Origin of the sequence: Micromonospora sp. NBC_01739 (assembly GCF_035920385.1) — a bacterium.
Taxonomy (GTDB): Bacteria; Actinomycetota; Actinomycetes; order Mycobacteriales; family Micromonosporaceae; genus Micromonospora.
Genome location: NZ_CP109151.1, coordinates 3945593 through 3959043 on the forward strand (window position 1 = coordinate 3945593; position 13451 = coordinate 3959043).

Below are 13451 nucleotides of genomic sequence, written 5' to 3' on the forward strand. Positions count from 1 at the left end.
CCTGGCCCGGCACGGCGCTGTGCCATGGGCCGTGGCGCCATCTTGCCCTACCCGAAGCGCCATTCTCCGCAGCCGGGCCCGCCGGACGCATGTGCCCGCACCACACGAGCAGCCCCGCCCGGGTGGGACGCAGCCGGGCCGAGGCCGCTCACCCAGCTAAGGCCTCACCCGGCCCGATGGGCCTGGATGGCGCGACGGCGGGCCAGGCGGTGCTCCCGGCGGATCTCCGCCTCCCGCCAGCGCCGCTGGTCCTCCGGGGTCTCCGGCAGCACCGGCCGGACCGGCCGTGGCGCCCCGTCGACCTCGACGCCGACGAAGACGAGGTACGCGGTGGCCACCCGCACCGGCTCCTGCTCGGCCGAGTCCCAGCGCTCGGCCATCACCCGTACGCCGATCTCCATCGAGGTCTGCCCGGTCCAGTTCACCTGGGCGTACGCGTGCACCAGGTCCCCCACCCGGACCGCCTCGGAGAAGACGATCTCGTCGATGGCGGCGGTGACCGCCGTACCACCGCTGTGCCGGGCTGCCGCCGCGCCGGCCACGTCGTCGACGAACTTCATCAACACGCCGCCGTGCACGGTTCCGTAGAGGTTCACGTCGATCGCGGTCATGATCCGACTGAGCGTGACCCGGGAGTACGACGTCGGTTTACCTGGCATGGCGGAGGGGTGCTCGGTCATGTCGAAAACGGTACGGTGCGCGGATGCGACATCTGTGGAGCTTCCTCGCCGGTCTGGTGGTGGCGCCGGTCACCTGGGTGTTGGTCACTCTCGGACAGGACGGGTCGGCCGGCACGGTGAACCGGTGGGTGGAGATCGGCACCGCGAACACGGCCAATCTCATCGAGCCAGCCGTCTACCTGGCCGTCGGCGGCATCGTGCTGGGCCTGCTGGGCACGTTGCGCATCTCACCGCTCGGCGCGCTGGTGGCCGGGCTGCTGCTGGTCACCCCGTACATCGGGATGTTCGTCACGCCGTTCCGGGTGCGGGACCGCATCCCGGCGGACTGGGAGTTTCTCGGCGACCCGCTGCCGCTGCGGCTACCGGTGGAGAACGGCACCCTGTTCCTGATCGGCATGCTGCTGCTGGTGGCGACCTTCAGCGGCCAACGCTGGCGCCGCTGGCCACAGCCAACCACCGCCGCACCGGCGCCGACCTCGACCCCACCCCCGGCCACCCCGGACCCCGAGCAGACCCTGACCGACTGGTCGCCGGAGCCGAACGACCAGGACACCGGCCCCCTCAGCCTCGGCTACCCGGACCCCACCCCGACCGAACCACTCCCCCGCCGCACCGGCCACACCTCCCCCTGGTCAGCCCCACCCGGCAACCTCCCCCGCCAAGACAACACCCCCCACTAACCCCACCCCCGCCCCCACCCCCACCCCAGCCCGGGTTGATCATGAGGTTGGTGGCACTCTGGAGATCGACATCTGCCGCTAACCTCATGATCAACGGGGGTAACCGGGGTGGGTGGGGAGGGAGGGTTGCGGGTTAGGGCTTCAGGAGTTGGCGGGCCATTACGATGCGCTGGACCTGGTTGGTGCCTTCGTAGATCTGGGTGATCTTGGCGTCGCGCATCATCCGCTCGACCGGGTAGTCCCGGGTGTAGCCGTAGCCGCCGAGCAGTTGTACCGCGTCGGTGGTGATCTCCATGGCGGCGTCTGAGGCGAAGCACTTGGCTGCCGCGCCGAAGTAGGTAAGGTCGGCGTCGCCGCGCTCGGAGCGACCGGCGGCGGCGTAGGTGAGCTGCCGAGCGGCCTCCAGCTTCATGCCCATGTCGGCGAGCATGAACTGCACTCCCTGGAACTCCGCGACCGCCTTGCCGAACTGCTTGCGCTCGGCCACGTATCCCTTGGCGTAGTCGAGCGCGCCCTGGGCGATGCCGACAGCCTGGGCGGCGATGGTGACCCGGGTGTGGTCCAGGGTCTGCATCGCGGTGGCGAAGCCGGTGCCCTCGGCGCCGATCATCCGGTCCGCCGGAATCCGCACGTTGTCCAGGTAGACCTCGCGGGTCGGGGAGCCCTTGATGCCGAGCTTCTTCTCCGGGGCCCCGAAGCTGACCCCCGGGTCGGACTTCTCGACCACGAAGGCGGAGATGCCCCGGGAGCGGGCGCCCGGGTCGGTGACCGCGAAGACGGTGTAGAACTCGGAGACACCGGCGTTGGTGATCCACCGCTTCACGCCGTTGAGCACCCAGTGATCACCGTCACGGACCGCCCGAGTGGTCATCGACACCGCGTCGCTGCCGGCCTCCGGCTCGGACAGGCAGTACGAGAACATCGCCTCGCCGGCCGCGACCGGGGTCAGGTACCGGCGCTTCAACTCCTCAGAACCGGCCAGCAGCAGGGGCATGGTGCCCAGCTTGTTCACCGCCGGGATGAGGGAGGACGAGGCACAGGCCCGCGCCACCTCCTCGATCACGATGGCGGTGGCCAGGGCGTCCGCCCCGGCGCCGCCGTATTCGACCGGGATGTGCGGGGCGTGGAAGTCTGCGGCACGTAGGGCGTCATACGAGGCCTTCGGGAACTCTCCGGTCTCGTCCGCCTCAGCGGCGTGTGGTGCCACCTTCGCCGCGCAGACCTCACGGACCGCCTCCCGGATCGCCTCATGCTCCTCGGGCAACCGATATGCGTCGAACGACTGATCTGCGGCCATGTCGGCCCCTCCCCTTCACGGCTATCATGCGCTGTCTGTAGCGTCACAGAGACGCCCACCGCGCAGACTGAAGGATAGCGACTACAGCTCAGCCGATGTTACCGGCGCGTAGGCTTGGTCTTCCCGAAGCACGACGCCGCTCGGCGATGATGGATGACAGAACCATAGGAATTTCCCCTCCGGTGCCGGGCCAGGCGCCGCTGCGGAACGCGACGCGATTGCGCGCCGCCAGTGCGAGCGGAGAGACAGGCGTGACCATCCCGTATCCGACCACTCAGCCGATGCCCGCCTTCGCCGCGGTGACGCCCCCCTCGGGTGCTCCCCGCCCTCGGGTGACCTTCCTCGGCACCGGTTATCTCGGTGCGACGTACGCCATCTGCTACGCGGAACTCGGCTACGAGGTGCTCGGGTACGACGTCGACCCGGACAAGATCGCCAAGCTGAACGCCGGCGAGGTGCCGATCCACGAACCCGGCCTGGACGAGCTGCTGCGACGCAACCTGGCCGCCGGACGCCTGCGGTTCAGCACGGACATCGCCGAGACCGCCGACTTCGGTGACGTGCACTTCATCTGCGTGGGCACCCCCCAGCGCGCCGACGGCATGGGCGCCGACCTGTCGTACGTCGAGGCGTCGGTGACCAACCTGGCCCGGCACCTGACCCGCAAGGCGTTGATCGTCGGCAAGTCCACCGTCCCGGTGGGCACCGCCGACTGGGTAGAGCAACTGGTCGACAAGCACGCCTCCGCCGACCTGGGGATCGAGGTCGCCTGGAGCCCGGAGTTCCTCCAGGAGGGCTTCGCGGTCGACGACGTACTGCGCCCGAACCGGATCGTGGTCGGCGTCAAGAGCGAGTGGGCCAACAGCATGCTCTACGCCGCCCACAAGGGGGTCTTCGACCTGGCCGCCACCGAGGACCGTGAGGTCCCCCTGGTGGTCACCGACTTCGCCACCGCCGAGCTGGTCAAGGTAGCCGCGAACGCCTTCCTGGCCACCAAGATCTCCTTCATCAACGCGATGGCCGAGGTCTGCGAGGTGGCCGGCGGCGACGTCACCCAACTGGCCCGAGCCATCGGCTACGACCCCCGCATCGGCAACCGGTTCCTCCAAGCCGGCCTCGGCTTCGGCGGCGCCTGCCTACCCAAGGACATCCGCGCCTTCCAGGCCCGCGCCCAGGAACTCGGCGCCGGCGAGGCACTGCGCTTCCTGCACGAAGTAGACCTGATCAACCTGCGCCGCCGTACCCGGGTGCTGCACCTCGCCGCCGAACTCCTCGACCGCCGCTACGGCCCCGCCGGCCCCGACCTGTCCGGCACCCGCATCGCCGTGCTCGGCGCCACCTTCAAACCCAACACCGACGACGTACGCGACGCCCCCGCCCTCGCCGTCGCCGCCCTGCTACACAAAGCCGGAGCCGACGTCCACGTCTACGACCCCCAAGGCGTCGACAACGCCCGCCGAGCCGCACCCGAACTCACCTACGAAGCCGGCATGGCCGAGGCGGTGACCGACGCCGACCTGGTCTGCGTACTCACCGAATGGGCCGACTTCCGCAACGCCGACCCGAACGCCCTGGGTGAACTGGTCACCGGACGACGGGTGATCGACGCCCGCAACTGCCTGGACTCGACACTGTGGACGCAGGCTGGCTGGGAGTACCGGGGGTTGGGTCGGCCCTGATCTTGGTTGTCGGGTGGGTTTTCCGAGGGAGCCCACCCGCTCCGGGCGGTCAGGCTTGATCCCTGCGCGGGTGGGCTCCCCCGGAAAACCTGACTTCCACGGCCCCTTGGCCAGGGGTGTGGGGTGGCAGTTTTGGGGGCGATTCGGGGGTGGGTGCGGTTGTCGGGTGGGGGTGACCCGCCGACAAGTGTCGAATTCCGGGCGCGCATTGGGCATGCTGCGACAGTGGGAATCCACAGTGTGGGTGGAGGGGTGTCGTGGCGACCTTTCAGTGCTCCTCGTGCGGCCGGGAGATCAAGCCAGCGGTCCGCTGCCCGCGCTGCGGTGCCCACCAGCCACAGTGGGCCGAGCATCTGGCGGAGATCGAGCGGTCCATCGCGGAGATGAAGGCCCGTGAGGCCGCCATCGCCAGCGAACAACGGCAACTGGCCTCCAAGATGCAGGCCGCGATCTTCCAGCGGGACACCCTGGCCCACGCCGGCAGCGTAGGTGAGGGCCGGGTCAAGCAGACCAACCGCCCGCGTCGGGTGCTGCGCCGTCGACCGGCGTACAAGTCGCCGGGGGGCGCCACGGTCCCACCGGTACGCGGCAAGCCGGCCGGGGGCGATCCACCGCCACCACGGGTGCCCCGGCAGGGCCCCTCCGCCGGTACGGAGGATCTGCCGCCGACCACCCCGGTGTGGCTTGACGCCGACGACCCGGAGCACCCCCCGGAGGCCTCCTCGCGGGAGGTCCAGAACATTCCCCTGGGCCTGGGTGCCCTGCTGCTCGGTGTGGCTGCGGTGGTCTTCGCCGTGCTCGCTACCAGCTCGATGGACGCCCTGACCCGCCTGGGCATCCTGCTGCTGGCCACCATCCTCATGCTGCTCGCCCCGCCGGTGCTGACCCGGCGCGGGCTGACCTCCACCGCGGAGACCATCGCCGCGGTGGGGCTGCTGCTGGTTCCGCTAGCCGGGTACGCGCTGTGGGCGGTGGACCGGATCGGCGGCGACGGCTCCGGGGCGATCTTCGCCGGGGTGATCTTCGCGGTGACCGCCGCGGTCTCCGTCGGATACGCCGGACTGACCCGGCTGCGCGCCCCCCGCTTCGCCGCCGTGCTGGCCGCCCAGCCGGTGGTCCCGCTGTTGGCGTACGAGCAGGTCAGCGGCCCGGCCGGCTGGGCCCTGGTGTTGACCGTGGTGGCCGTGCTGGACCTCTGGTTGGCCCGGTCCCCGATCACGGTGCAACAGCCGGTCGTCGAACCGGTGCCGGAGACGGCCCCGGATCAGGCGAGCACCCCCCGCCAGCGGCAGGCCGACGGGCGTCCCGAGGGTGCGCCGGAGGAAGCCGGTGAGGTGATCGACCCCACCGCCGGCACCCCGGTCGCCCCGTCGGTACGACCGGTGCCGGGGCTGCGGGAGCTGACCTGGGCCCTGCACGGGGTCGCCGTCGTACTGGCCCTCGGGTACGCGGTGACCGCCCTGCTGCGCACCGACACCGTGCCGGGCGCCACCGGCGCCGGTCTGGTGCTGCTGCTGGCCGCCGCCGTGTGCCTGGTCGGCACCCTGCTGCTGCGGCGTCCACCGCTGCCCGACATCGGCGCGGGGGTGCTCACCCTGGCCGTCATCGGCGCCCTCGGCCGGATCGCCTCGGTGGCGCTGCCGGGCCGTTCCCTGCTGCTGATCGCGGCCGTCATCGCCGCCACCGGCCTGGTGGTACGGGCGGTGCCGGAGTCCGCCCGACGCGGGCCACAACTGGCCAGCGCGGTGGCGCTGACCGTCAGCGGAGTGGTGGTCGCCGGCAGCGCCCTGCGCGCCGGGATCGCGCCCGTGCAGGCCGCCCTACCGGCCTGGGCGGCGGACCTCGACCGGTACCCGGCCGAGTTGGCCGCCGCGGTGGGACCGGCCGCCTGGCAGTTGGCCGCCAGCGCCTTCCTGCTGACCGTGGCGGCCGTGGTGGCCCTGCCCCCGGAGATCCGCCGCGAGTTCGCGGTGACCGGTGCCGCGCTGACCGCCCTGGCCGTACCCGCATCCTTCGGGTTGAGCTGGGCGATGGCGCCCTGGCCGATGGTGCTCACCGCGATCGCCATCGGGGCGATCGGGTTGTCGGCCCGGACGAATCGGGCCGCCCTGGCGCACGCGGTGGCGGCTGCCGGGGTCGGTCTGGTCGGCGCCGGGGCGGCACTGGCCCGACCCGCTCTGACCGCCGCCGTACTGCTCACCCTCGTCCTGGCCGGGGTGCTGATCGCGGTGGCCCCCCGGATCAGGGTGGCACCGGCCGCCGCCGACGAGATCTCGGCCTGGGCGGCCGGCGGGGCGGCGTTCGCCCTGCCCGGGGCGGTGGCCGCCTTCGTCGCCACCCTGGCCCCCGACGAACCGGCCCTGACCCCGGCCAGTCTCCAGGCGGCGACTGTACCGGTGCTGGCTGCCAGCTTCCTGGCCGTCTGCGTCACCCTCGGCTACACCGCGATCGTGCAGGTGTCCCAGCGGAATATTCCGGTGCCCCTGTCGGTCGGCACCGGCCTGGGCGCCCTGGTGGTCGCGGCGGCCGGATTCGGTTCACCCGGTGCCACCGTGGCCGACGCCTGGGTCAGCGCCTTGCTGTTGGTCTCCGCCGTCCTGCTGTTCCTGGCCCCGTCGATCGACGCCGGCCGACGCGCCGACCTGACGATGGACGGCTCCGACCTGGCCGCCGCCGCGGTGACCGCGGCCCTGGTCGCCACCCTGCTGCGGATCGGCACGGTGCTCGCCCCCGGCGGGCAGCTGGCGGTCGCCGCCGCGCTGGTCCTGGTCGTCGCGGTGGCCGCTCGGGCGATGCCGGAACAGTGGCGACGCGGTCCGGTGCTCGGCCTGGCTCTCGGCGGGGTGCTGATCGGCCTGCTGGCCGGCTGGATGGCCCTCCGGGGTGGGGTCGGTGTCCTGGCGACCCCCGGCCCGATCTGGAACGGCGACCTCAGTGGATGGCCGGCCGCTCCGACCGGCGGCACCACCTGGCAGGGCCCGATCGCCCTGGCCCTGCTGGCGCTCGCCGCGGCCATCCTGCTGCCGTCGCCCTGGCGCTACGACGTGTCCGGGGCGGCCGTGGTGCTCGCCACCATCGGGGCACCGGCCGCCTTCGACCTGTCCTGGTGGTCGCCGGTCCTGATCGGAGGCATGGTCGCCGCCGTGTACGCGATGGCCGCCGTCCCCGCCATCGACCCCCGGGCGGCCCTGTCCAGGATCACCGTCGCCGGGGTGATCGCCCTGCATGCCGCCGGTGCCGGCCTGGTCCGGCCCTGGACCACGGCGCTGGCCTTGACCAGCATCGTGGTGATCGGTGTGGCGGTGGCCGGGCTGGCCCGTACGACCGCTGGGTCCCTCATCGAGGACATCCGGACCGAGGGGATGCCCCCGCATCTGGCGCAGATCGGTGGGGCGGCCGTGGGGGCGGCCCTGCTGGCCCTGCCGGGTGCCACGGCCGCGTTGGCCGCCGAGTTCGGGCACGCCCCGCAGACGATCCTCACCGCCAGCCTGGCCGCCACCAGCCTGGGTCTGGCCCTGATCGCCGGAGTCCGCTGGCAGGTTCCGCAGTATCTGCCCTGGGCCAGCGCCGGGGTGGTCGGCGGTGCGGTGGTGACCGCGCTGGCCGCCGTACCCCTTGGTCTGCCGGTCGGTGTCTACGCCGCCGCGGCCGCTCTGCTGGGGGTGCTCGCCGAACTGGTCCGGGAGGCCACCGATCCGCCCGCCGATCCGATGCAGCCGGTCCGCCGCTGGACGGTGCTGCTCGACGGGGCGATCCGACGGCCACCGGATGACGGGCTGCGCCGTCGGTGGCGGGTCAGCCCGGCTGCGGGGGCCCTGGCCGCTGCCGCCCTGCCTACCCTGCTGGCGCTGATCTCCATCGCTCCGGCGCTGATCGCCGCCCTGGTGGACCCGATCCGTACCCTCCGTCAGGTCTGGCAGGGCCCTCCGCCGGAGTTGCTCGACCCACCGGCGGCGGCCGTCAACCCGACCCATGTGCTGACCGCGCTGCTGCTGACCATGACGGCCGCGCTGGCGGCCAGCGGCTTCAGCGCGGGTCGGCGCTCCCGGGCGGTGCCGGTGGTGCTGCCCGGTGCCGCGATCACCCTGTTGATCGCCCCGATCGCGTTGGGCAGCGGCTGGCCGACGAGCACCCGTGCCGCACTGGTGGTGTTCACCATCTCGATGCTGGGGCTGGCCCTGACCCCACCACCCTCCCTCGTGGAGCGGGCCCGCTCGTTGCGGCTGGCCCGGGTACTCGTCTTCCTGATCGGCCTGGCGGCCGGCGGGGCGGGCCTGGCCGGCAGCCTAGCCACCCGGGACCTGACCCTGCTGAGCCTCGGGGGTGCCGTCGGGGTCGGCGTGGTGGCGGCCCTGTTCGGCACCACCTCCCGGGCCCGGATCCTCGGCTGGTTGTTCGCCTCCCTGATGGCGCAACTCTTCGTGCTCACGGCGGGTCTGGTGGCCGGGCTCGCGGCGGTGTGGTCCGCCTTCGGGGTGCTCGCGGTGGGTGCCGCCCTACAGGTCTTCGCCACCCGACTGCCCCGGCTGCGTCGACCCGAGGCACGGGTGGAGGCCGCCACGGTGGAATGGAGCGGCCATGCCGCCGCCCTGATCGCGCTGGCCCTGGCCTTCGACTCACCACGGCACATCGCCGCCCTGCTGGCCGGCTGGGGTGCCATGCTCGGCATCGCGGCCATGCGGCCGGGGCGTCGACCGGTGGAACGTCGGATCCTGTTCTGGGCGGTGGTGATCTGCGAGATCACCGCCTGGTGGATCCTGATGTGGGTCGCCGAGGTGGCCCTGCCCGAGGCGTACACCCTGCCCTTCGCCGCCCTGGCCCTGCTGGTCGGCGTGCTGGAGTTGCGGCAGCGACCGGACATGAGCAGTTGGGTGGCGTACGGGCCGGCGCTGGTGGCCGCCTTCGTACCCACCCTGGCGATCGTGCTGGCGACCGATTCGAGCACCCTGCGCCAGGTGCTGCTGCTGCTCGGTGCGGTAGCCGTGCTGGTCTTCGGGTCGATGAGCCAGCAGCAGGCCCCAGTGATCGTGGGCGCGGTGGTGACCGCCATCGCGGCGGTGCACGCCCTGTTCAGTCTCGGGCCGTGGCTGGCGTTGATCCCGGTCGGCTTCCTGCTGCTGATCCTCGGTGCCAGCAACGAACGCCGTCGCCGCGCCCAGGAACGCCTCCAGACCGCCCTGCGAGGGATGCGCTGACCTGCCCGCTGCCCTGATGACTCGCTCCGCGCTCAGCCTCGCTGCCCTGCTTGTAGCCTGACCGCTTCGACGCGCAGCCTCACTGCTGGGCGCGCAGCCTCACTGCTGGGCGCGCAGCCTCACTGCTGGGCGCGCAGCCTCACTGCTGGGCGCGCAGCCTCACTGCTGGGCGCGCAGCCGGAGGAGGTGGGCGGCGGTGTGTGCGACGACCGGGTCGGGGTCTGCTGTCAGGCCCGTGAGTGCCTGGGTGGCGGTGTCCCCCGGGATGTCCGCCAGCGCCGCCACCAGCCGTCGACGGATGGCGGGATCACCGGCGGCATCCAGGCGGCCGACCAGCCGGGCGGCGATCTGATCCGCCAGGGTCGCCTCCCCCGCCAACACGCTCAGAGCATCGGCGGCCTCGACGTCATCGACCGCCTCGACGACCATGTCGACGAGGGTGGGGACCGCCTCGGCGACCCCACGGGCCCCGAGCGCCAGGGCCGCGTACCGGCCGACCCCGAGGTCCGCGTTGGCCAGGGCCTCCCGCAACAGTACGGTCGCCGCAGCGCTCGGGATCTCGGCGATGGCTTCGACGGCACGTCTGCGTACCTCGACGCCCGGTGCGTCGAGGCCCTCCGCCAGCAGGGCCAGTCCCCCGTCGCTCGACTGCGCCAACGCCCAGCGCAGGGCTCCGGCGACGTTCGGGTCCTCCTCGCTCAGCACCGCCTCGACCAGGGCCTCCACCGGCACCGGGGTGGCTCGCCGCGACGACAGGGCCGCGCGTTGGCGTTCACCCGGACTGTCCGACCTCAGTCCCTGCAGGAGGGCGACAATCTGGAGCACCTCGGCCCAGTCGGCGGGTTCCACGGCACCGACCCGCCGCAGTCGGGTGAGCAGTTCCGTCTCGGCCGCGATGCGTGCCCGGGTCTGCCGGATGAGGTCGTCCACCAGTGCCGCGGGCGCGAAGCCGGGTTCGTCCAGGGCCCGCCGGACCTCCCGCAGGGACAGCCCCAGTGAACGCAGGCTCTCGATGTGGAAGATCCGCCGGATGTCCTCGTCGGAGTACTCCCGATAGCCGGTCCCGGTACGACCTGTCGGCCGCAGCAGCCCGAGGGCCTCGTAGTGCCGGAGCATCCGGGCACTGACCCCGGACCTGCCGGCCACCTCACCGATCAACACCGCCGGTCACCCCTCCTGGCCGTACCCCTCCTGGCTACCCAGCTTCCTCGCCGCCGGTCTCCTTGCCGCCAGCTTCCTCGCTGCCAGTCTCCGGGTCGGAGGTCTCCGGGCGGGCTGGGCCGAGTGCCACAATCCGTTTCGCCTCCTCGACGGCGAAGTCGAAGCCGGTGTCCGGGTCGTGCCAGAGCCGTTCGGTGGCGATCGCGTGCTGGCGTACCCGCGGGTCAGGATCGGTCATCGCGGCGTGCAGCACCGGCATGATCGCCTCGCCGAGCGCTACCAGCGCCCGACTGAGGCTCAACTGGGTCTCCCGCTCGCCACGCCCGAGCTGCGACGCCAGCACCCGGACCAACCCGGATGACTCACCTTCCGGCACGAGTACGACCGCGGCCCGCCAGGCGCTGCGTGCCACCTCGTCGTCAGCGTCCGTCAGCAGCGCTGGCGTGATCGCCGGCCAGGCCCGCCGGTCCCCGATCTTGGACAGCGTGTGCAACGCCTGACTGCGTGCCTGCCCAGACCCCGAGTCCAGCTCCTCGATCAGCCGGGGGACCGTCACGGACGCCGACTGTCGGGTGAGCGCCCAGGTGAGCATCTCGCGCACGAAGAACTCCGGCTCGACCCCACACCGCTCGACGAGCACGTCCACGAACTGCGGCTCCGGAGTAGTCCCGGCCGCCAACGCCACCCGCAACCGCACCGACGAACTGCCGTGCGCCAATCCCGCCCGCACCCGCCCCGCCTGCATACCCCGCTCCGACTCGACCACGACGGATCACCCCCGCGCCCAGTCCACCCCTTCTCACAATGTCAAGGTCAACCCCACCCCCAACACCGCCAGCCCACCATCCCGCCGAAACAGCGGGAAGACAGGGCCAGGAACCCGCCACTCCGGCGAAACGGCGGGATACACAGCAGCAGAAACCGCCACCACGGCGAAACGAAGCCTGGACAGCCGCCGATAGCCCGCCCACGGCGGGCTGGGGGCGACCGTGCCCGGCGCAGGGATCAAGCCTGACCGCCCGGAGCCGGGGACGGTCGCCCCCCAGCCCCAACCGCAACCAGCAAAAACCTAAGCCAGAGAAGCCCGCAGCGCCGCATCCTTCTCCGCGACCAACTGCTCCAGATCGGCCTGGTACGCCGACATCCGGTCGAGCAGGGCCGGGTCGGAGGCACCCAGGATGCGCACCGCGAGCAGTCCGGCGTTGCGCGCGTTGCCGATCGACACGGTGGCCACCGGCACACCGGCCGGCATCTGCACGATGGACAGCAGCGAGTCCAGGCCGTCGAGGTGCCTCAGCGGCACCGGCACCCCGATCACCGGCAGCGGCGTGACCGAGGCGATCATCCCGGGCAGGTGAGCCGCCCCACCCGCACCCGCGATGATCACCTTGAGGCCACGCCCGGCGGCGGCCCGGCCGTAGTCGATCATCTTGACCGGGGTGCGGTGTGCGGAGACGACCTCTACCTCGTACGGCACCTCGAACTCGGCGAGCACCTCGGCGGCCGCCTTCATGGTCGGCCAGTCCGAGTCACTGCCCATGATCACACCGACCGTGCTCATGCTGCCTCCTCCGTACCGTCGCGCAGCCAGCGCATCGCCCGCGCGGCGCGGGCGCGTACCTCGTCCAGGTCGTCGCCGAGCACGGTGACGTGCCCGATCTTGCGGCCGGGGCGTACCTGCTTGCCGTAGAGGTGCACCCGGGCGCCCGGTTCGGCGGCGAAGAGGTGGTGCAGCCGCTCGTCGACGGGCATGCCGCCGGGTTCACCGCCGAGCACGTTCGCCATCACCACGACCGGCGCGGTCAGCGAGGTGTCGCCCATCGGGTAGTCCAGTACCGCCCGCAGATGCTGCTCGAACTGGGAGGTGCGGGCCCCTTCGATGGTCCAGTGGCCGGAGTTGTGCGGACGCATGGCCAGCTCGTTGACCAGCAGCCGACTGCCGGCGGGGGCGGAGTCGTCGGCGACCTCGAACAGCTCCACCGCCAGCAGCCCGACCACGCCGAGGGCGCTGGCCAGGTCGATGGCGAGCTGCTGGGCGGCCACCGCCAACTCCTCCGGCAGGCCGGGGGCCGGGGCCAGCACCTCGACGCAGATCCCGTCGCGCTGCACCGTCTCCACCACGGGGTAGACGGCGACCTGCCCGAACGGGGACCGGGCCACCTGCACGGCCAGTTCCCGGCGCAGGGCCACCCGTTCCTCGACGATCAGCTTCGTGCCACCGGCGAGCAGGGTCTGCGCCAGCTCGGTGGCGTGCGCGGCGTCGGTGACCGGCCAGACTCCCCGGCCGTCGTACCCACCCCGGGCGGCCTTGACCATGACCGGCCAGCCCACCTCGTCGCCGAAGGCCACCAGGTCGGCCGTCGACTCGACCGGCCGCCAGGCCGGATTCGGGGCCGCCAGGGTGTCGAGCCGTTCCCGCATCACCCGCTTGTCCTGGGCGTGCACCAGGGCCTCCGCCGGTGGAAAGAGCTTCACCCCCTCGCCGGCCAGGGCACGGATGTGCTCGGTCGGGACATGCTCGTGGTCGAAGGTGACCACGTCACACGACTTGGCGAAGGTGCGCAGGGCGGCGAGGTCGGTGTGGTCGCCGTACTGGACGTCGGCGGCGACCAGGGCCGCCCCGTCGTCCGGCGTGAGCGCGAGCACGCGCAGCGACTGACCGAGGGAGATCGCGGCCTGATGGGTCATCCGGGCCAGTTGGCCACCACCCACCATGCCGACAACAGGCAGACCGGTACGGGAATCCATAGCGGGCGTCA

9 protein-coding genes are annotated in these 13451 nt (G+C 72.2%); 3 read left to right on the forward strand and 6 right to left on the reverse strand.

Features of this window, described 5'->3' with window-relative positions:
• Window positions 1-164 precede the first annotated feature (164 nt).
• Window positions 165-680, reverse strand: coding sequence for an acyl-CoA thioesterase (locus tag OIE53_RS17720; RefSeq protein WP_327022652.1), 516 nt, complete (start codon window positions 678-680; stop codon window positions 165-167).
• Window positions 681-703: 23 nt separating this feature from the next.
• Between OIE53_RS17720 and OIE53_RS17725 the strand changes: the two genes are divergently transcribed.
• Window positions 704-1360, forward strand: a complete 657-nt coding sequence (locus tag OIE53_RS17725) for a hypothetical protein (protein ID WP_327022653.1) — start codon at window positions 704-706, stop codon at window positions 1358-1360.
• A gap of 133 nt (window positions 1361-1493) precedes the next feature.
• Here the strand turns inward: OIE53_RS17725 and OIE53_RS17730 are convergent, their stop codons facing one another.
• Window positions 1494-2657, reverse strand: coding sequence for an acyl-CoA dehydrogenase family protein (locus OIE53_RS17730; protein ID WP_327022654.1), 1164 nt, complete (start codon window positions 2655-2657; stop codon window positions 1494-1496).
• Between the two features lie 251 nt (window positions 2658-2908).
• Between OIE53_RS17730 and OIE53_RS17735 the strand changes: the two genes are divergently transcribed.
• Complete coding sequence (locus OIE53_RS17735; protein ID WP_327022655.1) at window positions 2909-4336, forward strand: UDP-glucose dehydrogenase family protein; 1428 nt, start codon at window positions 2909-2911, stop codon at window positions 4334-4336.
• 257 nt (window positions 4337-4593) lie between these two features.
• A complete protein-coding gene (locus tag OIE53_RS17740) occupies window positions 4594-9531 on the forward strand; it encodes an SCO7613 C-terminal domain-containing membrane protein (protein WP_327022656.1) in 4938 nt (1645 codons plus the stop codon).
• Window positions 9532-9690: 159 nt separating this feature from the next.
• On the opposite strand, the gene OIE53_RS17745 is transcribed toward OIE53_RS17740, so the two are convergent.
• The 4 genes from OIE53_RS17745 to OIE53_RS17760 form a co-directional block, all read right to left on the reverse strand.
• Window positions 9691-10692 (reverse strand): MerR family transcriptional regulator, encoded by a 1002-nt coding sequence (locus tag OIE53_RS17745; protein ID WP_327022657.1) that lies wholly within the window; start codon window positions 10690-10692, stop codon window positions 9691-9693.
• A gap of 34 nt (window positions 10693-10726) precedes the next feature.
• The gene (locus OIE53_RS17750; RefSeq protein WP_327027256.1) at window positions 10727-11437 is read right to left on the reverse strand and encodes a HEAT repeat domain-containing protein; all 711 of its coding nucleotides are present in this window, start codon (window positions 11435-11437) and stop codon (window positions 10727-10729) included.
• 324 nt (window positions 11438-11761) lie between these two features.
• On the reverse strand, window positions 11762-12253 hold the full coding sequence (purE, locus tag OIE53_RS17755; RefSeq protein WP_327022658.1) for a 5-(carboxyamino)imidazole ribonucleotide mutase: 492 nt from the start codon (window positions 12251-12253) through the stop codon (window positions 11762-11764).
• The gene (locus OIE53_RS17760; protein WP_327022659.1) at window positions 12250-13440 is read right to left on the reverse strand and encodes a 5-(carboxyamino)imidazole ribonucleotide synthase; all 1191 of its coding nucleotides are present in this window, start codon (window positions 13438-13440) and stop codon (window positions 12250-12252) included. The genes purE and OIE53_RS17760 overlap by 4 nt, the downstream gene beginning before the upstream one ends.
• Window positions 13441-13451 lie beyond the last annotated feature (11 nt).